At 42.8% G+C, this 23723-nt stretch carries 18 protein-coding genes and 1 pseudogene; 18 read left to right on the forward strand and 1 reads right to left on the reverse strand.

Annotated elements, in window-relative coordinates; all coding sequences use genetic code 11:
- The first annotated feature begins 26 nt into the window (after positions 1 to 26).
- From dnaE to GGQ95_RS06690, 8 genes and pseudogenes are all read left to right on the forward strand, one after another.
- On the forward strand, positions 27 to 3368 hold the full coding sequence (dnaE, locus tag GGQ95_RS06650) for a DNA polymerase III subunit alpha (RefSeq protein WP_183186516.1): 3342 nt from the start codon (positions 27 to 29) through the stop codon (positions 3366 to 3368).
- Positions 3369 to 3524: 156 nt separating this feature from the next.
- Positions 3525 to 3932, forward strand: a pseudogene (locus tag GGQ95_RS18280) (malic enzyme-like NAD(P)-binding protein); the annotation flags it as partial.
- A gap of 23 nt (positions 3933 to 3955) precedes the next feature.
- Positions 3956 to 4591, forward strand: a complete 636-nt coding sequence (locus tag GGQ95_RS06665; protein WP_066146418.1) for a FadR/GntR family transcriptional regulator — start codon at positions 3956 to 3958, stop codon at positions 4589 to 4591.
- Positions 4584 to 5456, forward strand: coding sequence for an acetyl-CoA carboxylase, carboxyltransferase subunit beta (gene accD, locus GGQ95_RS06670; RefSeq protein WP_044745946.1), 873 nt, complete (start codon positions 4584 to 4586; stop codon positions 5454 to 5456). Before GGQ95_RS06665 ends, accD begins: the two co-directional genes overlap by 8 nt.
- Positions 5441 to 6418, forward strand: a complete 978-nt coding sequence (accA, locus tag GGQ95_RS06675) for an acetyl-CoA carboxylase carboxyl transferase subunit alpha (protein WP_044745947.1) — start codon at positions 5441 to 5443, stop codon at positions 6416 to 6418. The genes accD and accA overlap by 16 nt, the downstream gene beginning before the upstream one ends.
- 232 nt (positions 6419 to 6650) lie before the next feature.
- Positions 6651 to 7610 (forward strand): 6-phosphofructokinase, encoded by a 960-nt coding sequence (gene pfkA, locus GGQ95_RS06680; RefSeq protein WP_044745982.1) that lies wholly within the window; start codon positions 6651 to 6653, stop codon positions 7608 to 7610.
- A gap of 49 nt (positions 7611 to 7659) precedes the next feature.
- Positions 7660 to 9420, forward strand: a complete 1761-nt coding sequence (gene pyk / locus GGQ95_RS06685; RefSeq protein WP_044745948.1) for a pyruvate kinase — start codon at positions 7660 to 7662, stop codon at positions 9418 to 9420.
- Between the two features lie 67 nt (positions 9421 to 9487).
- The gene (locus tag GGQ95_RS06690; protein ID WP_183186517.1) at positions 9488 to 9877 is read left to right on the forward strand and encodes an FxsA family protein; all 390 of its coding nucleotides are present in this window, start codon (positions 9488 to 9490) and stop codon (positions 9875 to 9877) included.
- Between the two features lie 124 nt (positions 9878 to 10001).
- Here the strand turns inward: GGQ95_RS06690 and ytvI are convergent, their stop codons facing one another.
- Entirely contained in the window at positions 10002 to 11120 is a 1119-nt protein-coding gene (gene ytvI / locus GGQ95_RS06695) for a sporulation integral membrane protein YtvI (RefSeq protein ID WP_066146410.1), read from the reverse strand.
- 280 nt (positions 11121 to 11400) lie between these two features.
- Here ytvI and GGQ95_RS06700 point away from each other — a divergent pair, with 280 nt between their 5' ends.
- From GGQ95_RS06700 to coaE, 10 genes are all read left to right on the forward strand, one after another.
- Positions 11401 to 11856: a DUF441 domain-containing protein gene (locus GGQ95_RS06700; RefSeq protein WP_376768706.1), complete on the forward strand. Its 456-nt coding sequence runs from the start codon at positions 11401 to 11403 to the stop codon at positions 11854 to 11856.
- Positions 11857 to 12153: 297 nt separating this feature from the next.
- Positions 12154 to 13272, forward strand: coding sequence for a citrate synthase (citZ, locus tag GGQ95_RS06705; protein WP_066146408.1), 1119 nt, complete (start codon positions 12154 to 12156; stop codon positions 13270 to 13272).
- Between the two features lie 75 nt (positions 13273 to 13347).
- Positions 13348 to 14622 carry an NADP-dependent isocitrate dehydrogenase gene (icd, locus tag GGQ95_RS06710; RefSeq protein WP_044745952.1) on the forward strand — a complete coding sequence of 425 codons (1275 nt, stop codon included), beginning with the start codon at positions 13348 to 13350 and terminating at the stop codon, positions 14620 to 14622.
- Between the two features lie 20 nt (positions 14623 to 14642).
- Positions 14643 to 15581: a malate dehydrogenase gene (gene mdh / locus GGQ95_RS06715; RefSeq protein ID WP_044745953.1), complete on the forward strand. Its 939-nt coding sequence runs from the start codon at positions 14643 to 14645 to the stop codon at positions 15579 to 15581.
- 87 nt (positions 15582 to 15668) lie between these two features.
- Positions 15669 to 16139 carry a MaoC/PaaZ C-terminal domain-containing protein gene (locus GGQ95_RS06720; RefSeq protein WP_183186519.1) on the forward strand — a complete coding sequence of 157 codons (471 nt, stop codon included), beginning with the start codon at positions 15669 to 15671 and terminating at the stop codon, positions 16137 to 16139.
- Positions 16140 to 16387: 248 nt separating this feature from the next.
- Positions 16388 to 17101, forward strand: a complete 714-nt coding sequence (locus GGQ95_RS06725; RefSeq protein ID WP_044745984.1) for a response regulator transcription factor — start codon at positions 16388 to 16390, stop codon at positions 17099 to 17101.
- On the forward strand, positions 17094 to 18848 hold the full coding sequence (gene pnpS, locus GGQ95_RS06730; RefSeq protein WP_044745955.1) for a two-component system histidine kinase PnpS: 1755 nt from the start codon (positions 17094 to 17096) through the stop codon (positions 18846 to 18848). The genes GGQ95_RS06725 and pnpS overlap by 8 nt, the downstream gene beginning before the upstream one ends.
- 664 nt (positions 18849 to 19512) lie before the next feature.
- Entirely contained in the window at positions 19513 to 22146 is a 2634-nt protein-coding gene (gene polA, locus GGQ95_RS06735) for a DNA polymerase I (RefSeq protein WP_183186520.1), read from the forward strand.
- Between the two features lie 15 nt (positions 22147 to 22161).
- Entirely contained in the window at positions 22162 to 22986 is an 825-nt protein-coding gene (mutM, locus tag GGQ95_RS06740; protein ID WP_066146405.1) for a DNA-formamidopyrimidine glycosylase, read from the forward strand.
- An 18-nt stretch (positions 22987 to 23004) separates the two neighbouring features.
- Positions 23005 to 23604, forward strand: a complete 600-nt coding sequence (coaE, locus tag GGQ95_RS06745; protein WP_183186521.1) for a dephospho-CoA kinase — start codon at positions 23005 to 23007, stop codon at positions 23602 to 23604.
- Positions 23605 to 23723: the final 119 nt, after the last annotated feature.

The raw sequence follows: 23723 nt of genomic DNA on the forward strand, positions 1-23723 counted from the left end.
TAATGAAGGAAAAGGAGGGAGGAGCATTGTCGTTTGTCCACCTTCATGTACGGAGCGGCTATAGCTTGTTAAAGAGTGCAGTAAAAATTCATGATTTAGTGAAAAAAGCGAGTGAACTGGGTTTTAGGTCGTTAGCTTTAACAGATGAAAACGTACTATACGGGGCGGTGACTTTCTATCAAGAATGCCAAAAATATCAGATTAAACCGATCATCGGTATGATTACACATATTAAAGTGGGAGAGAGGGAAGCGTATCCGCTGGTGCTTTTAGCAAAAAACAATATAGGTTATCGCCATTTAATGAAAATTAGCAGCATCATTCAAACAAGTGAACCTGATGGAATCCCAGAAGAACGGCTTCAGCGTTATAGCAATGAGCTGATCGCCATTTCTCCAGGAAGGGATGGTTATGTTGAGTCATTAGTGAGAAGAAATGAGTTCGAAAAAGCGATCAAGTGTATGGCCTCATATAAACAACTATTTGGAGATGATGCTTTTTATCTGGCGGTTCAACGGCATGGTGTGGAAGAAAAATGGCAGCATGAGCTTGTACAGCTGAGCAAGGCAACGAATACGCCGCTTGTTGCTACCAACGATGTGCGTTACATCGAGAAGGAAGATGCTTTCGTTCACGATTGCTTGCTTGCAATTCAGCAGGGGATGAAACTTCATGATGAAGGAAGGAGAACGCTTGGAAGTGACGAATACTATTTAAAATCAACCGATGAAATGGCGAGCCTGTTTGCTGATTTACCTGAAGCATTAAGCAATACAGAAAAAATTGCTTCCCTGTGCCAAGTTGACATTGAATTAGGCAGATTGCGGCTTCCTAAATATCCTGTACCAGCAAACGAAAATGTTCATCAGCATTTGGAGCGTCTTTGTTTGAAAGGATTATATGAACGCATCCCGTCTCCATCATCGGAATATCTTGAGCGCCTTCGTTATGAGCTAAAAACGATTGAGGAGATGAATTTTAGCGATTATTTTTTAATTGTCGCTGATTTTATCAGCTTTGCGCGAGAACAAGGAATCACAATGGGACCGGGACGCGGTTCAGCTGCGGGATCGCTTGTGGCCTTTACTCTGTATATTACCCATGTCGACCCTGTTCAGTATGGTTTATTATTTGAGCGTTTTTTGAATCCTGAGCGCGTTTCTCTTCCTGATATTGATATCGATTTTCCAGATGAGCGGCGCGATGAAGTGATTCAGTATGTGGCACGCAAATACGGAACGCAACATGTTGCTCAAATTATTACATTTGGTACATTTGGAGCGCGAGCCGCTATTCGCGATGTCGCTAAGGCCATGGGAGTGCGTCCGGAAGAAATAGAGCAAATCGCAAAGCATATCCCTAACAAAATGGGGATCACACTGCAAGAAGCATATGACCAGGTCCCTTTGTTAAAAAAAGCTGTTCAGACATCGCCAGAGCTGCGAAAAGTCTTTGCTACAGCATTGCGATTGGAAGGGCTTCCACGGCATTCATCCACTCATGCGGCCGGGGTGGTGATAAGCGAACAGCCGCTGTCGGACATCGTACCGTTGCAGCAAGGGCATGGCGACATTTACTTAACTCAATATCCAATGGACGTATTAGAACAGCTTGGTTTGTTGAAAATGGATTTTCTTGGCCTGCGCACTTTAACCTTCATTAGCAATGTGTGCAAGCTGATTTATCAAAAAACAGGGAAATTTGTTGATGTACAAAATGTTCCGCTCCACGATGAACGAACGTTTGCCTTGCTAAGTAGAGGAGATACAACAGGAATTTTTCAATTGGAATCAGAAGGGATCAAAAACGTACTGAAGCAGCTAAGACCGTCGCAATTTGAGGATATTGTCGCCGTCAATGCTTTATATCGTCCGGGACCGATAGACTTTATTCCAATATATATCAAAAGAAAGCATGGGCATGAAGCCGCTGTCTTTCTTCATCCGGACCTTGCACCTATTTTACAGTCAACATACGGGGTCTTGATTTATCAAGAGCAGATTATGCAAATAGCAGCAAAAATGGCTGGCTTTTCATTAGGTCAAGCTGATTTATTGCGGCGAGCGATAGGGAAAAAGAACAAGGAGATTCTTGATCAAGAGCGATCCCGCTTTGTCAAAGGATGTATGGAGAAAGGATATGACAAAACGCTTGCTCATGAACTATACGATTTGATTGTCCGCTTTGCCAATTATGGATTTAACCGAAGCCATGCGGTTGCTTACAGTATGATTTCCTATCAATTGGCCTATTTAAAAGCGCATTATCCGCTATATTTTTATGCGGCTTTATTGACTGTTTCCATTGGAGACGAAGAAAAAGTGAGCTCATGCATACAAGAGATGAGACAACGGAAGATTGTGCTGCTTCCGCCTTCGATTAATCGAAGCTATTATTCATTTTCCATTGAAAACGGATCAATCCGTTATAGTCTTGCAGCGATTAAGCATGTTGGTGCTCAAGCGGTCAACGCGATTATTCAAGAAAGAAAAAAACGTCCGTTTTCCGATTTATTCGATTTTTGTCTTCGCCTATCCAAAAAAACGGTGAATCGGAAAATGATCGAATCTCTCATATTGGCAGGTTGTTTTGATGAATTTGGCATTGAGCGTGCAACATTGCTGGCAAGTGTCGAAGTAGCGATGGAGCATGCTGAACTGATGGGACCATATTATGAGTATGATGAAAGCGATCAATCAATCATAGCCGGACTATCTTTTAAACCAAAATATGTAGAAGCCTCTCCGTTTTCTTTTGACGAAAAGCTTCAATATGAAAAGGATTTGCTTGGTGTGTATGTCTCGCCTCATCCCGTTTTAGCGCATCTTGATCAATTTCAAGCGGCAGGAGCAGTGCCGGTCAGTTCGATCAAAAAAGAGCAAAACGGCTCCTATTTACGGATTGGCGCCTATATTCTTTTGGAGCGCAAGACGAGAACCAAAAAAGGCGAAGAAATGTCGTTTTTGACAGTAAGCGATGAAAGCGGCGAATTGTCCGCTATTGCTTTTCCTGAAGTGTATCATCGCTATCATTCTTCCTTAAAAAAAGGCGAGATTTTGTTGCTGGAAGGAAAAATAGAAGTCCGGCAAGCGGCGATTCATTTCATTATCAAAAAGGTGATTCCGCTCGATGAGCTGGACAAGCCAACGCTTTATTTAAAAATTTGCCCTGATCATATTCACAGCGGAAAAATGGCAAAGCTCAAAACGATTTTGGAGCATCATCACGGTTATGTACCTGTCGTTCTCTATTATGAAAAAGAGCGCAAAACGGTGAAGCTGTCTGACGAATACCAAGTGAACGCTTCTGCTGACTGCCTAGCAGAATTAAAAGCATTGTTAGGAGGCACATATGTTGTGCTAAAATAATGTTTTCTTTACTAATGCTTCATTTTATTATATTGTATAAACGTTAGGTGGTCAGACCAGTTATGGCCGTTTCATAATTATAAGGAATGAATGTATGTGTCTTTGCGTAAAGAGGCCTTATATATTCATAAAGCGCATGAAGGAAAGCGAGAAATGATAGCAGGAGCTTGGATAGCGGAAATGATTCGTTCGCTGAACGGCCGGCCAATGATTTTTGCAATGGCCAATCCGGTTCTGGAAATGATGCCGGAAGAAGCACTTCAAGCAGGAGCTGTTGTCGTTGGAACAGGATGATCAGATGATCCGAATCAAGTCGATCATGTTCTGGCGTTTCCAGGCATCTTCCGAGGTGCTTTAGAGGTTCGGCGCGATAAATGAATGAAAAAATGAAAATCGCTGCTGTGGAAGCAGCCGCTTCACTTGTTTCAGAAGATGAATGGCGTACCAGTTGATCCGCGGGTCGCATCGGTTGTTGCAGCTAAGCCAGCGGTGAAGACAGGAGCTGCCCGCATTCGTATGAGTTCTGAAGGAATGGAGAGTAAAACAAGACAAATGCAGCGATGATGTAGGCGAGTGATCATGAAAGGATGACGGAAAAAGTATACGTTGAAATTTTGCAAAGTATTTATCATATTATTGAAGAAGACGGGCTTGTCGCAGGAGATAAAATTCCTTCTGAGCGGGAATTGTCCGAAAGGCTGAAGGTGGGGCGTTCCTCTGTAAGGGAAGCGCTCCGCTCCCTTGAATTTCTTGGGCTTATTGAAACGAGACGCGGAGAAGGAACCTATTTAAAGAAATTTGGTGAGCATCAGTTCATTCAATTGCTAGGCATGTTTATTTTACAAGAAAAAAAAGCCAATGCTGACCTCGTGGAAACAAAGCAGCTGATTGAACAGCTTGGCTTGACGCTAGCATGTGAGCGCAGGACGAAAGAACAGCTGAATGAGCTTAAAGCGATGATTGATCAACATTCCATTGACTATGAAACATTTTTTCAGTGGGTATTTCAAGTAGGAAATAATTATTTGCTTGAACGGATTTGGCGAGTTCTAAGCGATTTTTTCCAGCTTCATCATGATACACGATTGTTTCCGCTTGCTTTTTACCAGCAAATGCACATCGTTTTAGAAAAGCAACAGCTTCCTGATGCTCTCAAATTGTTGACCGAGAATACGGCCACACCATTATACCGATTGCCAAAGGAGGGAACACCCTTTGCTTAAAGAGCTATTTACAAAAAAGAAAAAATATGCTTCTGTTCCTTCAGAGCAAGTAAAACAAGACGTTCCTGAAGGAATTATGACAAAATGTCCAAAATGCAAAAAAATTATGTATACAAAAGAGCTAATGAAAAATTTGCGTGTTTGCATGAGCTGCGGCTACCATCATCCTCTGCCAGCGCGCGAACGCATTGATAGCTTGCTTGATGAAGGAAGCTTTCAGGAATACGATTCAGAAATGATTTCCGAAAATCCGCTCCAGTTCCCTGATTATCTTGAAAAATTGGAGGCAGATCGCCGCAAATCGCAATTAAACGAAGCAGTTGTGACAGGAACGGGAACATTAAATGAACGCCCTCTTGTCATTGCTGTTATGGACTCAGCGTTTCGTATGGGAAGTATGGGATCCGTTGTCGGTGAAAAAATTGCGCGAGCGGTCGAAAAAGCAAGGGAGCTTCAGGTGCCATTTGTCATTTTTACCGCTTCCGGGGGAGCACGTATGCAAGAGGGAGTGCTGAGCCTGATGCAAATGGCGAAAACGAGCGCGGCATTAAAGCGGTTTAGCGATGACGGCGGGCTGATCATTTCGATTATGACCCATCCAACAACGGGAGGAGTATCGGCAAGCTTTGCTTCACTTGGCGATTATAATTTTGCTGAGCCTGGCGCATTAATTGGATTTGCCGGCCGCCGGGTCATTGAGCAAACCGTGCGTGAGGAGCTGCCGGAAGACTTTCAAACAGCGGAATTTTTACTTAAGCATGGACAGCTTGATGCGGTGATCCATCGGCACGAATTAAAGGAGACGTTAGCGAATGTGCTTGATATTCATCAGACAGGAGGCGATGGCGAATGGTGGGCGAATTAGAATTTGAAAAACCGCTGATTGAATTGCGCAAGAAAATTAGTGAATTAAAAGAGTTCACTCAAACAGCCGATGTAGATTTATCGGCGGAAATTGAAAAGCTCGAGGCGAGACTTGAAAAGCTAGAAAATGAAACATACGCAAATTTAACGCCATGGGATCGCGTACAAATTGCTCGTCATCCGAATCGGCCAACGACGCTTGATTATATTGAACGGCTGTTTACCAATTTTTTAGAATGCCATGGAGATCGCTTGTTTGGCGATGACGAAGCGATCGTTGGAGGAATTGCGAAATATCATGGCCTTCCTGTAACTGTAATTGGTCATCAGCGCGGCAAAGATACGAAGGAAAACATTCGCCGCAATTTTGGGATGCCTCATCCGGAAGGATATCGCAAAGCCTTACGTCTGATGAAACAAGCGGAAAAATTTAATCGTCCGATTATTTGTTTTATTGATACAAAAGGTGCCTATCCAGGAAAAGCCGCAGAAGAACGCGGACAGAGTGAGGCAATTGCAAGAAATTTATTTGAAATGGCAGGATTGACGGTGCCGGTGGTTTGCATTGTGATCGGTGAGGGGGGAAGCGGCGGCGCTTTGGCGCTTGGTGTCGGCAACCATATTCATATGTTGGAGAATTCAACGTACTCAGTCATTTCTCCAGAAGGAGCCGCCGCGATTTTATGGAAGGATGCGTCGCTTGCAAAACGGGCTGCTGAAACGATGAAGATTACTGCTGCTGACCTGCAAAAGCTTGGAGTCATCGATGAAATTATTCCTGAAGTTCGCGGTGGCGCTCATCGCAACTTAGATGAGCAAGCCCAATCGATTGATGCGGTGCTGAAGCAATCTTTGCAGGAGCTCCTTCCATTAGACGGCCTGGCTCTTGTCGAACAGCGCTATCGAAAATTTAGACAAATCGGTCAAATTGCTTTTTCAGAAGATTATTTAGAAGTAAAATAAAAATAGAAACGAAGCTGTCTCATCGATTGGGACAGCTTTTTGCCTATCAAAATTGAACGATATCCATCGAGCAGCCTCTCCCTTCGAAACCACGTGTAGGTGAGAGAGGTTCATTCAGGGCAAACTAAGAGTTTTCTATTGTTTTCAGCTACTCTTCATGGTATTTTATACAATGTATGAGGTCGGACATCTTAAGGGGTATGGAAAGATCGATGAACATGAGGTGAGCAAAATGAAGAGAATAGGTGTGTTAACAAGCGGCGGCGATTCACCAGGAATGAATGCGGCGATTCGTGCAGTTGTGCGTAAAGCCATTTATCACGGATTAGAGGTTTTTGGTATTTACCACGGGTACGCAGGACTCATTGAAGGAAAAATTAAGAAACTAGAAATCGGCGATGTAGGGGATATTATTCATCGCGGAGGAACGATGCTTTATACAGCACGCTGCCCGGAATTTAAAACACTTGAGGGACAACTAAAAGGAATTGAACAGTTGCAAAAGCATGGAATCGAAGGGCTGGTTGTTATTGGCGGAGACGGTTCCTATCAAGGGGCAAAAAAGCTTACCGAACACGGATACCCATGTGTAGGGGTGCCGGGAACAATCGATAATGATATACCTGGAACGGATTTTACAATCGGTTTTGATACAGCATTAAATACCGTGATTGATGCAATCGACAAAATTCGTGATACAGCTACCTCTCATGAACGCACATATGTGATTGAAGTCATGGGACGTCATGCTGGCGATATCGCTCTTTGGGCGGGGCTGGCAGGCGGTGCTGAATCGATTTTAATCCCAGAAGCAGACTATGATATGAATGATATCGTCGCCCGTTTAAAACGAGGACATGAACGCGGGAAAAAACATAGTATTATTATTGTCGCAGAAGGTGTCGGAAGCGGAGTCGAATTCGGCAGCAAAATTCAAGAGGCGACCGGGTTTGAAACGCGTGTAACGGTATTGGGACATGTACAGAGAGGCGGTTCTCCGACCGCATTCGATCGCGTATTAGCAAGCCGTTTAGGAGCGCGCGCAGTCGAGCTGCTGCTTGAAGGACAAGGGGGCCGCTGTGTCGGCATTCAAAATAATCAGCTAGTGGATCACGATATCATCGAAGCATTATCGCACAAGCATACGATTGAGCCAAAAATGTACCAATTGTCAAAAGAACTTTCCATCTAGAAAGCGTGGTATCGTTACCATAAAGATGGATGAAAGGGAGAATGCAAAAATGCGGAAAACGAAAATTGTTTGTACGATAGGTCCCGCAAGCGAAAGTGTTGAAACGCTTATTGAGCTTATTGAAGCAGGAATGAATGTGGCGCGTTTGAATTTTTCGCACGGAGATTATGTAGAGCACGGACAACGAATAAAAAATATTCGTGAAGCAGCTAAGCAGACAAGAAAAACAGTAGCGATTCTTCTTGATACAAAAGGCCCGGAAATCCGTACGCACAATATGAAAAATGGGGCGATTGAATTAAAAGAAAACTCGCAAATTATCATCTCGATGGATGAAGTGCTAGGAACAGAGGAAAAATTCTCTGTCACGTATGAAGGGCTCATGAACGATGTTGATTTGGGCGATAAGATTTTGCTTGATGACGGTTTAATTGCTCTTGAAGTAATCGCTGTTCATAAACAGGAACGAGAAATTGTCGCGAAAGTATTAAACAGCGGCATCCTGAAAAATAAAAAAGGGGTCAATGTTCCAGGAGTTCGCGTCAATTTGCCTGGCATTACCGATAAAGACCGCCAAGATATTTTGTTCGGCATCGAAGAAGGAATTGACTTTATTGCTGCTTCTTTTGTGCGCCGCGCTTCAGATGTGCTTGAGATTCGTGAATTGCTTGAGGCGCAAAATGCGCTGGATATAAAAATCATTGCCAAAATTGAAAATCAAGAGGGCGTCGATAATATTGATGAAATTCTTGAAGTGGCAGACGGATTGATGGTGGCTCGTGGCGATTTAGGAGTTGAGATTCCGGCAGAAGAGGTTCCGCTTGTACAAAAAGAGCTAATCAAGAAATGTAACGCTCTTGGCAAACCAGTCATTACTGCGACACAAATGTTGGACTCCATGCAGCGCAATCCGCGGCCAACGCGAGCGGAAGCAAGCGATGTCGCGAATGCCATTTTAGACGGAACAGACGCGATTATGCTGTCAGGAGAAACAGCGGCAGGGCATTATCCGGTCGAAGCTGTAAAAACGATGCATCGCATTGCCTTGCGCACAGAGCAAGCGTTGCAGTATCGTGATTTGTTAGTACAGCGAACAAAAGAGAGCGGTACGACGATTACGGATGCGATCGGCCAATCGGTTGCTCATACGGCTCTAAATCTGGATGTGGCAGCTATTGTCACGCCGACTGTTAGCGGGCAAACCGCACGGATGATTTCGAAGTATCGACCAAAAGCGCCGATTATGGCTGTTACATCAAGCGAAGCTGTGTCAAGAAAACTTGCGCTTGCTTGGGGAGTATATACACAAGTAGCACCGCACGTTAATTCGACCGATGAAATGCTTGATATTGCTGTGGAAGCTGCCGTAAAATCCGGCATCGCTAAACACGGTGATCTAGTGGTGATTACTGCGGGCGTGCCGATTGGAGAAACGGGTTCAACCAACTTAATGAAAGTGCATGTCATTGGTGACATCATTGCGAAAGGACAAGGCATCGGCCGCAAATCAGCTTTTGGAAAAGCGGTAATTGCTAAAACGGCAGAGGAAGCAAAGGAGAAAATGGTCGAGGGCGGCATCCTAGTCACATATAACACGGATGCTGATATGATTGAAGAGCTTGGAAAAGCGGCCGCCATTATTACTGAAGAAGGCGGTTTAACAAGCCATGCTGCTGTTGTTGGACTAAGTCTTGGCATTCCGGTCATTGTTGGAGTAGCAAATGCTACATCTATCTTAAAAGATGGTCAAGAAATCACAGTGGATCCGGGTTTCGGCGCCATCTATCAAGGACATGCAAGCGTGTTATAAGCTATAATAAAACAGAGAAGTCCAAATCTTCTCTGTTTTTATTTTTTCCAAGGAAGGATGGAGCCAAATGAAAATCTTGGTGGTGCTGTTTATTCTTATTCCAGCTCTTGAGATCTCTTTATTTGTCCTGTTCAGTCACCTAGTTGGAGTCTGGCTGACGATTGCTTGTATCGCGATGACCGGCATCGGTGGAGTGTGGTTAGCGAAGCGTCAAGGGTTGACTTTGCTTCAGGAAGCAAGATGGGAACTAATGCATGGGCGTCTTCCAAACGGGGCATTGTTGGATGGAATATGCGTATTAGCAGGCGGCTTTTTATTATTAGTACCAGGCTTTCTGACTGATGTCATTGGCTCCCTTCTGCTTTTTCCAGCTACAAGAAGGATGACCAAACCCATCATCGCCCGCTGGCTAAAAACGTTGATTGAAACCAAAACATTTTTTTATGTAAGAAGATAAGAGAGCCCTTCTATGTACAAAAAGAAGGGCTCTTCAAACTGTTGATAAGCGCTTCTAATTGAGAGGAACGGATGCTTAAAATAGAGATAGACAAAGGCAACAAGGACTTTGTCTACCAGTGATCTTATGTGCTAGGTTTTCCTTTAATAAACTGCCAAATGTCACGGAATACATTGGCACTATGCAAAGCACGAATAATGACAAGGAGCACCGGGCCCGCAATAAGGCCCAGAAACCCGAGCAATTTAAAGCCAACAAATAAAGCAATTAATGTGGCAAGCGGATCAAGACCAATCGAGGATGATAAAACTTTAGGTTCCATAATTTGCCGTTGAACAAGTACAACGATATACAAAACGCCCAACCCGATGGCGAAGGGAACGTCTCCGCTGACAGCGGAGTATATAATCCATGGAACAAAGACAATTCCTGTTCCTAGATAAGGCAAAATATCAACGATACCGATAATAAGCGAAATGGTAATCGCGTAATCGACCCGTAAAATCAGGAGGCCAATTAGAACAATGACGGTTGTAATCGAAATGAGCGTCGCTTGTGCTTTAATAAAACCAAACAGCGCCTTTTTTAAATTCATAAATACGGTACGTCCGCTCGCTTGCGCTTTAGCCGGCAATAAACGCTGAGCAGCGCCGCTCCAGCGATACCAATCTTTACTAATAAAAAATGTAGCCAGCAATGAAAAGATAATGACAGTTGCTGCATTTGGCAGCCAGCCGATCAGCTGTGGAATGTTTTGCAGCACATTTTGCACAAATGCGCCGACGGTTGTTGCCACTTTTGTGCCTACCGCTTGAATGTTGTTCATAATGGTATCTTGTTGGCTTGCATCTAGGCTTTTGAATAAAGTGGCCCAATCTTTATATATTGGGATAATTTGGCTAGCAAAAAAGTCCTCAATATAGAAAACTAACGTTTGGAAATGGGTCGGCACTACCGCTGCTAAATATTGAGTGCCCGATACAATCTCGGCGATCAGCAACGTAACCAATCCTGCCAAGACAGCAAACAATAAAACTAATATGAAAATAACCGCTAAAGATCTCGGCATTTTTGCTTTTTTTTCTAAGTAGTTGACTAATGGGTTAATCATAAATGCAATAAAAAAAGCAATAATAAAGGGATATGTAACGGTTGCCGCATAATAAATAGCAGTGATGCCCAGTACAGCAGCCGCAACGACAAAAAGAAAGCGAAGAATGCTATATAAGTGGTTATGGGACAAAATTCCACCTCCGAAATTCTTCTATAAATATTATATAGATATCACTTCATATTCGTATGGACATGAAGCTCATGTTGTTTTTACACAGCCGAGTCACTGAACATCAAATCGCTTCACAGGCTCGTAGATGGAGCTGATAGCGGCGTTGCGTTGTTGCTATTCGTTCGCGTGGCGTAAAGGTAAGTCATGAGACTCTTCTGTATAGTACTATATTACAATTTATATACGCTAATGAAAAGCGAGAGGTTTCAATTTATTCATAGAAAGGAAGAGGATCTTGTTGAATCAATCTGTATTATTTTTACTCATTTTATTATTTATTGGCATGATAGCCAAAAATCATTCACTCATTATTGCAGTCGGTGTACTGCTGGGGATTAAGCTGATCGGATTGGAAGGAAAGTGGCTGCCGGTTATTCAGGCAAAAGGAATTAATTGGGGAGTGACAGTGATTACAATTGCCGTGCTTGCGCCAATTGCGACAGGGGAAATTGGATTTAAGCAGCTTGGTGCTTCGCTTCAGTCGCTATCTGCTTGGATCGCGCTTTTGTCTGGCGTATTTGTTGCTTTAATAGCTAAAGGAGGAGTGACGCTGTTGTCCACGGATCCGCATATGACCGCCGCTCTTGTGCTTGGCACGATTATTGCCGTCTCTCTTTTCCACGGCGTAGCTGTCGGTCCGCTGATTGGTGCAGGCATTGCGTATATAGTTATGAAGGTGATAGAATATTTATGAAAATCATTTTTTTATGATAATATTATAGAGAATAAGTCGTTTTGATTCACAAAAGTCAGATAATTGTTTATAATATAGACAACAGCCCTTTTCTTTTATATTTATTTTCATCATTTATACATGTTTGTAGATATTCATACTGTCACGTAGCAGATGAATAAGGGCAGTATGAATACAATATAAAATGTAAGCATTTTCTTTATGGACTTTTATTCAATGATTTTGAGCAAGCGCTCGCTCTCGGATGATGTACTGCAATGGGAGAAGGGGAATTTTTAGAGAAAAGGAGAGATGTATATGACAGTAACACGAGGTCTAGAAGGGGTTGTCGCAACGACGTCCAGCATCAGCTCAATTATTGATGACACATTAACATATGTGGGCTACGATATTGACGATTTGGCTGAAAATGCGACGTTTGAGGAGGTTGTTTATCTGCTTTGGCATCGTGAGCTTCCGACAAGGCAGCAACTAGAAGAATTACGGAAGCAACTGGCAGAAAACGCAACCATTCCATCTGAAATTATTGAGCATTTCAAATTGTATCCAATTGAGAAAGTACATCCAATGGCAGCGCTGCGTACAGCCATTTCTTTGTTAGGTTTATATGATGAAGAAGCTGACATCATGGATGCGGAAGCAAATTATCGCAAAGCGATTCGTTTGCAAGCAAAAATTCCGACAATTGTGACAGCTTTTTCTCGTATTCGTAAAGGGTTAGATCCTGTGGCCCCACGCCCTGATTTAGGCTTTGCTGCGAATTTTTTGTATATGTTGACAGGCAGCGAACCAAATGAAACCGCTGTCGAAGCATTTGATAAAGCGCTTGTATTGCATGCGGATCATGAATTAAATGCATCGACATTTACAGCGCGAGTCTGTGTAGCGACGCTGTCTGACATCTATTCTGGAATTACAGCTGCGATCGGCGCGTTAAAAGGGCCGCTTCATGGCGGTGCAAATGAAGCCGTTATGAAAATGCTTACAGAAATCGGCACCGTTGAGAATGTGGAACCATATGTTCAGAAAAAATTAGCAAACAAAGAAAAAATCATGGGCTTTGGCCATCGCGTTTACCGCAAAGGTGATCCGCGTGCTAAACATCTGAAGAAAATGTCAGAGAAGCTTACAAAGCTTGTTGGACAGCCGCATTGGTATGAAATGTCGGTAAAAATTGAGGAAATCATGAATTCAACAAAACCGTTGCCGCCGAACGTTGACTTTTATTCTGCATCGGTTTACCATTGTTTAGGAATTGATCATGATTTATTCACGCCGATTTTTGCTGTAAGCCGGATGTCAGGTTGGCTCGCACATATTTTAGAGCAGTATGAGAACAACCGTCTCATTCGTCCGCGTGCTGAGTATACTGGACCGGCGAAACAAGTTTATGTTCCGATTGAACAAAGAGGCTAACTTTAGGGAAACAGGGCGTGAAGATGGCTATACATGTTCTCGCCCTTCACATTAATACATTGGAGGTTGTTACAAGTGGTTCAAGGTGAAAAAATTACAGTCACAAACGGTGTGTTAAACGTACCAAACAATCCGATTATCCCTTTCATTGAAGGTGATGGGACAGGCCCTGATATTTGGGCGGCAGCCTCCCGCGTGCTAGAAGCTGCGGTTGAAAAAGCCTATAAAGGAGAAAAGAAAATTGCTTGGAAAGAAGTTCTTGCTGGCGAAAAAGCATATAAGCTAACGGGAGAATGGCTGCCTCAAGAAACGCTTGATGTGATTCGCGAATACATAATTGCCATTAAAGGCCCATTAACGACCCCTGTCGGCGGAGGGATTCGTTCATTGAATGTCGCGCTTCGTCAAGAGCTTGATTTGTTTGTTTGCTTGCGTCCAGTCCGTTACTTCAATGGCGTGCCTTCTCCAGTGAAACGTCCTGAAGATACGGATATGGTTATTTTCCGTGAAAATACAGAAGATATTTATGCCGGAATTGAGTATGCCAAAGGCACTGAAGAAGTGAAAAAAGTGATTCACTTTTTGCAAAATGAAATGGGCGTTCGTAAAATTCGCTTCCCGGAAACATCTGGTATCGGTATTAAGCCGATTTCCGAGGAGGGAACTAAACGTCTCGTTCGAGCAGCCATCAACTATGCTATCGAGCACGGCCGCAAGTCTGTTACGCTCGTACATAAAGGAAACATTATGAAATTTACGGAAGGCGCATTTAAAAACTGGGGCTATGAGCTTGCAGAGCAAGAATTTGGAGATAAAGTCTTTACATGGGCGGAATATGATCGCATCGTTGAAGCGGAAGGAAAAGAGGCTGCAAATAAAGCTCAGGCTGAAGCGGAAGCAGCAGGAAAAATTATCGTTAAAGATGCGATTGCTGATATTTTCTTGCAACAAATTTTAACGCGTCCACGTGAGTTTGATGTTGTCGCAACTATGAATTTGAACGGTGACTATATTTCAGATGCCTTGGCAGCTCAAGTAGGAGGTATTGGCATTGCTCCAGGTGCAAATATTAACTATGAAACAGGGCATGCCATCTTTGAAGCGACTCATGGCACGGCTCCAAAATATGCAGGATTAGACAAAGTAAATCCATCCTCTGTTATTTTGTCAGGCGTCATGATGTTTGAGCACCTTGGCTGGAATGAAGCGGCTAAGCTGATTATTGAATCCATGGAGAAAACAATTGCTTCGAAAGTCGTCACCTACGATTTCGCCCGTCTGATGGAAGGAGCAACAGAAGTGAAGTGCTCTGAGTTTGCTGATGCATTGATCCGTAATATGGGAGAATAATAGAGGGGAGACGGTAACAAATGGCGGTTAAACGTAAAAAAATATCTGTGATTGGTGCAGGGTTTACGGGGGCGACAACGGCATTTATTTTAGCGCAAAAAGAACTTGGGGATGTTGTCCTTGTGGATATTCCACAATTGGAAAATCCGACTAAAGGAAAAGCGCTTGATATGCTTGAATCCAGCCCTGTACTAGGCTTTGACGCCAACATTATCGGTACATCTGATTACGCCGATACAGCGGATTCCGATATCGTGGTCATCACAGCAGGTATTGCCCGTAAACCGGGAATGAGCCGGGACGATCTTGTTACAACCAATCAAAAAATCATGAAGGCTGTAACCCAGGAAATCGTTAAATATTCTCCGAATTGTTATATTATTGTGCTGACAAATCCTGTTGATGCGATGACATATACCGTGTACAAAGAGTCTGGCTTTCCGAAAAACCGTGTGATTGGCCAATCAGGTGTGCTTGATACAGCACGTTTCCGCACATTTGTTGCACAGGAATTAAACCTTTCTGTGAAAGATATTACTGGTTTTGTGTTAGGCGGCCATGGGGATGATATGGTTCCGCTTGTGCGTTATTCGTATGCTGGCGGTATTCCGCTTGAAACGCTCATTCCGAAAGAACGGTTAGATGCGATTGTGGAGCGCACGCGCAAAGGCGGCGGTGAAATCGTCAATCTGCTCGGAAACGGCAGTGCGTATTACGCTCCCGCTGCTTCTCTCGCTGAAATGGTTGAAGCGATTCTCAAAGACCAACGCCGTGTGCTTCCGGCTATTGCTTATCTTGAAGGAGAATACGGCTATGCAGGCATTTATTTGGGAGTACCAACTATTTTAGGCGGAAATGGAATCGAGAAAGTGATTGAGTTAGAGCTGACGGATGAAGAGAAACAGGCTCTTGCCAAGTCGGTTGAATCTGTAAAAAATGTGATGAAGGTATTGGAATAATGAAGCGTGCAAGCATTCGGGATTTTTTCTCGAATGTTTGCTTCTACGACAACTTGGAAGCGCTTTCTGAACAAAGGGGTGTAAATCATGCTTAAAAAACGAAAACTAGGGAGAAATATATCAGAAATCACGGTTGGAGAAAAGTTAGTGATTAATTCAAAAATCGAGGATAAAGATTTGTTGCTTTATCTTGGATTAACAGACGATTCGAATCCTTTATATATTCAGCATGACTATGCTTCACAAACACCGCTGAAGAAACCGATTGTCCCAACGGTTATGCTGACGGGAATGATCACATCTGCTATCTCCAAATATTTGCCTGGTCCTGGAAGTCATATCAAGAAGCATTATATTGATTTTTTGAAACCTGTTTATCATTACGAGAATTTACAATTTTTATTTGAAGTGCAAGATGTCAATGCAGAAGATCATTCGATTATCATTGCTGTTGAGGCGCTTCGCGATGAAACAGAAAAGGTGTTGGAGGGCACGGTGACGGTTTGTCCTCCGTATGCGATCTCCATGTTAGACAGCCGTTTCTTGGAAAACTTTTGATTCCTTCCTGTTTTAGAAAAGAAGCGGTTTTTTGAAAAGAGAATGATATGCTTGTCGTTTGAGCGATTCGTTTCTTGAAATAGAGGAGCGAATCTTTTTTTGTGGTGAAAGGGTGCTTTAGCTTTTATAAAACTGGATTCATAAAAGGCGGTGTCGATAAATTCAATAGGCGTTATAAGCAGGATGGCTCATAAAAAGGATTTATAGTATGGTATAATAATGAAGAGATCTTTTTTATGGAGGAAAATATGGGCAAAAAAGTGTTGGTTGTTGATGATGAGCCATCCATTGTAACGCTTTTGCAGTATAATTTAGAACAAGCAGGATTTGAAGTGATTACTGCAAATGATGGAGAAGAAGGAATGAAAAAAGCAGTTCGCGAGCAACCCGATTTAATGATTCTTGATTTAATGCTTCCGAAAATGGATGGAATCGAGGTTTGCAAGCAGCTGCGCCAACAAAAAATCATGCTTCCTATTTTAATGCTGACGGCAAAGGACGATGAATTCGATAAAGTGTTAGGCTTGGAGCTTGGAGCCGATGATTACATGACAAAGCCTTTTAGTCCGCGCGAGGTATTGGCGCGCATCAAGGCGATTTTACGACGAATTCCATCGCAGCAAGGGCATGAAGAAGCGGAAGATCCTCATAAAATTCGTATTGCTGATTTAGAAATTCTTCCTGAACATTATGAAGCCTATTTTCAAGGGGAGCGCCTTGAGTTAACACCGAAAGAGTTTGAATTACTCGTTTATTTGGCCAAGCATAAAGGGAGGGTACTGACGCGCGATCAGCTGCTTAGCGCTGTATGGAACTATGATTTTGCTGGCGATACCCGCATCGTTGATGTACACATCAGCCATTTGCGTGAAAAAATTGAGCAAAATACAAAAAAACCGGTATATATTAAAACCATTCGCGGTTTAGGATATAAACTTGAGGAGCCGAAAATGGATGTCTAGTCCTCGTTCACGGCTTTTATTTGCTCTTGTTTCTTTGATTGTAACCGTTCTGATTTGTCTTGGTCTTTTGCTTGGTCAACTATTTAAAGATTTTTATTTAGAGACCATGAACAAGCGAATTGAAAAAGAAGCAGAAATGATCGCTCTTTTGCTTGAACGGCAAAATATCGATGTGGTTCGATCGCAAATGGCAGATATGAGCGAAACGTTAGCCTCTCGTATTACCGTGCTTGATAACCAAGAGCGGACGCTGCTAGATACCGGGCGCCTTGCTAATATTAGCGATCGTGCTCATGAACAAATTGTGCGCGATATTTTGCACAGCAAGAAAAGAAATCATCCTTCTATTATTGAAGAAAAACAAGATGTTTACTATTACATCGTGCCGTTTTCAAAAAACGGAAAAAATGGTGGCTATGTTATTTTAAGCTCTCCTGTCAACTCTCTAAAAAAAATTAACCAACAAATTTGGGGAGTATTAATTAGCAGTTTAGGAACCGCGTTAATTGTGATTATTTTTCTAGGTCTTAAAATCGCTGATCATTATATGAAGCCGATTGAGGCAGCGACAACGGTGGCGTTTGAATTGGCGCGCGGCAACTATAAGGCAAGAGTTTATGAAACGCGTAGTGATGAAACGGGGATGCTCAGCCAGTCCATTAATATTTTGGCGCGCAATTTGCAAGAAATGAACAAAATTCAAGAAATGCAAACGGACCGTTTGCATACGTTGATTGAAAATGTCGGCAGCGGTCTGATTCTGATTGACAGCCGCGGCTACATTAATCTTGTCAATCGATCCTATAAAGAAATTTTCCACATTCGTCCTGTTGATTATTTACATCGTCTGTATACGGAAGCTTTCTCTCATCAAGAAATCATTGAACTCGTCAACGAAATTTTTATGAAGGAAACCAAAGTGCGCAAACAGCTTGTTTTGACAATCGATATTGAGCGAAAGCATTTTGAGGTATACGGGGCGCCCATTATTGGAACAAATGATGAATGGAAAGGAATTGTCCTTGTTTTTCATGATATTACCGAGCTCAAAAAGCTGGAGCAAATGAGAAAAGATTTTGTCGCCAATGTGTCGCATGAGCTGAAAACGCCTATTACATCCATTAAAGGATTTGCGGAAACCCTGTTGGATGGGGCGATGAAAGATGAACGGGCGTTGGAGCATTTTTTATCCATCATTCTGAATGAAAGTGAACGGCTACAAAGCCTTGTTCAGGAATTGTTAGATTTATCCAAAATTGAACAACAAGGATTTCAGCTTCAGCTCGAGAAGGTGAATATGACACAACTTTTGGAAGAGTTAATGGTCATGTTTCGCGGCAAGGCACAGGAGAAGGAAATTGATTTGCGCTTACATGCTGCTAAACAAATTTATTTGACTGGCGACGGCGATCGTCTGAAGCAAATCTTTATTAATTTGATTACAAATGCTCTTACTTACACGCAAAAGTCTGGACGAGTAGAAGCGAGCATTGAGGAACAGAATGATGAAGTGCTTGTCCATATTTCAGATACAGGCATTGGGATTGAAGAGCAGGAAATTCCCCGCATTTTTGAGCGATTTTATCGTGTCGATAAAGCAAGAAGCCGCAACTCAGGAGGAACGGGGTTAGGATTGGCGATCGTTAAGCATTTAGTGGAAGCGCATCACGGATATATGACAGTAAAAAGTAAAGTCGGCCATGGTACAACATTCACAGTGCATTTTCCAAAGAACCATATAGGTTGAATGCGGATTTGACCAGGAAATAAGACAGTATGTCGCCTATACAATCTGGACCGAAGAGGATCAGTCGAACGATATAAAATTTATACCAGCCTTTTGGTCAGGCTAGGCAAGTCAGCGGCTTGCTTCCGATCGTCAGAAAAATGGAAATGCTGCTTTTGAATGGACGGACTATATGTTCAATGTTCAAGTGATATTCTATATGGGAGAACGGACAGGCGCATGGTTGTTTGGGAATGATGCATGCAATTTTACAAAAAGTTAATCGCTTCTTTACTGTGTGTTCATAAATATTTGCTACACTCATACTGAAAACCCCTTCATCCAAGGAGCCAACCCTTGAGAGGCGAGAACGAAAAAATGTTCTCGTCTTTTTTTCATTCTGCCGTTAATCATGATAAAATAAAAAAGAAGGAATGAATCAAACGCTCGTCTTTTTTAGGAGATTCAGCAGGAATTGGCTATATAGATGTAACAAAACAGATGAATATGGACATCGTGTTGTTTTTTGGCGGTCGAACACGCCGCTTCGCAGCCTTATAAGCGGATCTGAAAGCCATGGGCTCACAAATGTGTGAAGAGAGCAAGCGGCAGGATTTTTCCGAGCGTCGTTGTGCTAGCGAACAAAATGTTTAATCTGGACGATCGTGGTGAGGAGGGACTCATTTTGCGAAAAAAACTTGTACTCATTGACGGCAATAGCATCGCGTATCGTGCGTTTTTCGCATTGCCGCTTTTACATAATGAAAAAGGCATCCATACGAATGCTGTCTATGGATTTACGATGATGCTGATGAAAATTTTGGAGGAAGAAAAGCCGACACACATGCTTGTCGCTTTTGATGCTGGAAAAACCACTTTTCGCCATGAAACTTTTCAAGATTATAAAGGTGGAAGGCAAAAAACTCCACCGGAGCTATCCGAGCAATTCCCGCTTTTGCGTGAGTTGCTAGATGCCTATCAAATTCGCTCGTACGAGCTTGATAACTACGAGGCAGACGACATTATCGGCACGCTTTGCACAAAAGCAGAGCAAGAAGGATTTGAAATTAAGGTGATTTCAGGCGACCGCGATTTAACACAACTTGCTTCTGAGCATGTAACCGTTGCGATTACTCGCAAAGGAATTACGGATGTGGAACCGTATACGCCAGAAACGATTCAAGAGAAATATGGGCTTACTCCACCGCAAATTGTTGATTTAAAAGGTCTTATGGGAGATGCATCGGACAATATTCCAGGAGTGCCGGGTGTTGGTGAAAAAACAGCGTTAAAATTGCTGAAGGAATTTGGCACTGTTGAGCGGCTTTTAGAATCCATTGAACAGGTCAGCGGGAACAAGCTGAAAGAAAATCTCAAAGAAAATCGCGAACTGGCGCTTCTTAGCAAGCAGTTAGCCGCCATCTTGCGCGATGCTCCGCTTGAAATCACATTAGAAGATACGAAATATACAGGCTACAATCTTGATAAGGTGATCGCTTTATTTAAAGAGCTTGGATTTAATTCCTTGCTAGGGAAGCTGGAACAGAATGAAGACCCGGATGTTCAGACAGAGTTAGCGAACATTGATTATGAAACGGTTGAGGAAGTGGACGAGACCATGCTGGCGGACGAAGCGGCACTGATTGTGGAGGTGCTTGAAGCAAACTATCACAAAGCGCCGATTCTTGGTTTTGCATTGGCCAGTGAAAAGAAACCCCTGTTTATTCCGACCGATGTCGCCTTATCATCGCCCATTTTTAAGGCTTGGCTTGAGGATGAGAAAAAGAAGAAAAGCGTATTTGATGCTAAAAGAGCGCTTGTCGCTTTAAAATGGCAAGGCATTGAAATGAGAGGGATCGATTTTGATTTGCTCATTGCTTCGTACCTTTTAAATCCTTCACATTCAACCGACGATGTCGCTTCTGTAGCTAAAACTAAGCAATATACAGAAGTACAGCCGGATGAAGCGGTATATGGAAAAGGTGCGAAACAGGCAATCCCTGATAAAAAAAGCTTAGCTGACCATCTCGTTCGCAAAGCCGTAGCGATTCGAGCCTTAAAACGAGAATTCGTTGCTGATCTCAAAGCAAACGAGCAATATTTGTTATTTACTGAACTCGAATTGCCGTTGACGCTCATTTTAGCAGAAATGGAATTCACCGGGGTCAAAGTGGATGTCCAAAGGCTGCGTAATATGGGAGAAGAGCTTAACGAGCAGTTGAAGATGATCGAGCAAGACATTTACCAATCTGCGGGGCAAGAATTTAATATTAATTCGCCAAAACAACTGGGAGTAGTGTTATTTGAAAAATTGCAGCTGCCGGTTATCAAAAAAACAAAAACAGGCTATTCCACTTCTGCCGATGTATTAGAAAAGCTGGCTCCTTACCATGAAATTGTGGAGAAAATTCTTCATTACCGCCAGCTTGGAAAGCTGTATTCTACTTATGTAGAGGGATTACTAAAAGTAGTGCATCAGGATACAAATAAGGTGCATACCATCTTTAACCAAGCGCTGACCCAAACCGGACGTCTCAGCTCGACAGAACCGAACTTGCAAAATATTCCGATCCGTCTGGAAGAAGGACGAAAAATTCGTCAGGCGTTTATTCCATCAGAACCGGATTGGGTGATTTTTGCGGCTGATTATTCACAAATTGAGCTGCGCGTTCTTGCACATATCGCCAATGATCAAAATTTAATTGAAGCGTTTCGCAATGATCTTGATATTCATACAAAAACAGCCATGGATATTTTTCATGTAAGTGAAGAAAAAGTGACATCACAAATGCGCCGCCAAGCAAAGGCTGTTAATTTTGGCATTGTATACGGTATTAGCGATTACGGTTTATCGCAAAACTTGAATATTTCAAGAAAGGAAGCAGCGCAATTTATTGAACGGTATTTTGCAAGCTTTCCTGGAGTTAAGCAATACATGGAGGATATTGTTCGCTATGCCAAACAAACAGGTTATGTGACTACGCTGTTGCATCGCCGTCGCTATTTGCCGGATATTACGAGCCGGAATTTTAATCTGCGCAGTTTTGCCGAACGAACAGCGATGAATACGCCGATTCAAGGAAGTGCGGCCGATATTATAAAAAAAGCGATGATTGATTTAGCTGAGCGGTTGAAGCAGGAGGAGCTGCAAGCGCGAATTTTGCTGCAGGTGCACGATGAGCTAATTTTAGAAGCGCCGAAATCAGAGATTGAGCGGCTGAAGCAGCTTGTTCCGGAAGTGATGGAACAGGCCATTGAACTGCGTGTGCCGCTGAAAGTCGATTACCATTTTGGACTGACTTGGTATGATGCGAAATAGAGAGAGGGATCAGCAATGCCGGAACTTCCAGAGGTCGAAACAGTCAAGCGGACATTGATTCCATTGACTGTTGGTAAAACGATTCAAGATGTTAAAGTGTTTTGGCCCAATATCATTAAGCGACCTGCCGATATCGGTATGTTTGTCCAAACGTTACAAGGGCAGACGATTCATCAGATTGATCGTCGTGGAAAATTTTTAAAATTTTTATTGGATGAATATGTGCTTGTTTCTCATTTGCGTATGGAGGGTCGCTATTTGTTGCAAACAACAGGTGTGCCGCTTGAGCCGCACACACATGTTATTTTTGAGTTTACCGATGGAACAGAACTGAGATATCGCGATGTACGAAAGTTTGGGACGATGCATTTGTTCCAAACGGGAGAGGAAGAGCGGCATTCTCCGCTGCTCCAATTGGGGCCTGAGCCATTCTCCCCATCGTTTACACCGGATTTTTTGGCGGGAAAGCTGCAAAAAACAGCTCGAAAGATTAAAAGCGCCCTCTTAGATCAAACCATTGTCGTTGGACTCGGTAACATTTATGTCGATGAAGTACTGTTTCGCTCTAGCATTCATCCAGAACGAAAGGCTTCTTCATTAACGGACGAAGAGATGAAACGCCTTCATGGGGAGATTGTGGCGACGCTCCGTGAAGCCATTGAAAAAGGAGGAAGCACGGTTCGAACATATGTGAATACACAAGGAGAAAGCGGCACTTTCCAGCTGCAGCTGTTTGTTTATGGTCGCAAAGGGGAACCGTGCAGACGATGCGGCCATGCCATTCAGAAAACAACGATTGGCGGCCGCGGTACCCATTATTGCGAACAATGCCAGCATTGAATGGGGAGGGGGAGGAAAGTGGCATTAACGATCGGATTGACAGGAGGAATTGCGAGCGGAAAAAGTACGATATCGCACATGCTCAAGGAATTTGGCATTCCAGTGGTGGATGCCGATCTTATTGCCAGAGAAGTCGTCCGGGTTGGTGAAGAAGCCTATAAGCAAATTGTCAAGGAATTTGGAAGCGAAATTCTTCAAGAAAATGGAGAAATTAACCGTACGAAACTTGGAGCCATCGTATTCCACCATGAGGAAAAAAGAAAACGGTTGAATGAAATTGTTCATCCAGCTGTCAGGAAAAAAATGCTCGAACAAAAAGAAGCATTTCTTCGTAATGGTGCTAACACTGTTGTTTTAGATATTCCGCTCTTAATAGAGAGTCAGCTCTTTCATCTTGTAGATAAAATGATCGTGGTCTATGTAGACGAAGCGATTCAACTGGAGCGGTTAATAAAGAGAAATGGCTTAGCTAAAGAAGACGCCGTAGCGCGCATTCGGGCGCAAATGCCGCTCAGCGACAAAAAAAGCTATGCTGATGCGGTCATTGATAATAATGGAACCATTGAAAGAACACGTGAACAACTGCTTTATATTTTAAAAATGTGGAACGTCCTGTAAAAACAGGACGCCTTTTTTTATTTTTTACATGATTTACTCTATACAAAAAACAAATATATGCTATACTAATTATACGAAAGAAGATAATTAGTATAACATATATTTAAGGGGAGAAAATT

The organism is Anoxybacteroides rupiense (genome assembly GCF_014196195.1).
Taxonomy (GTDB): Bacteria; Bacillota; Bacilli; order Bacillales; family Anoxybacillaceae; genus Anoxybacteroides; species Anoxybacteroides rupiense.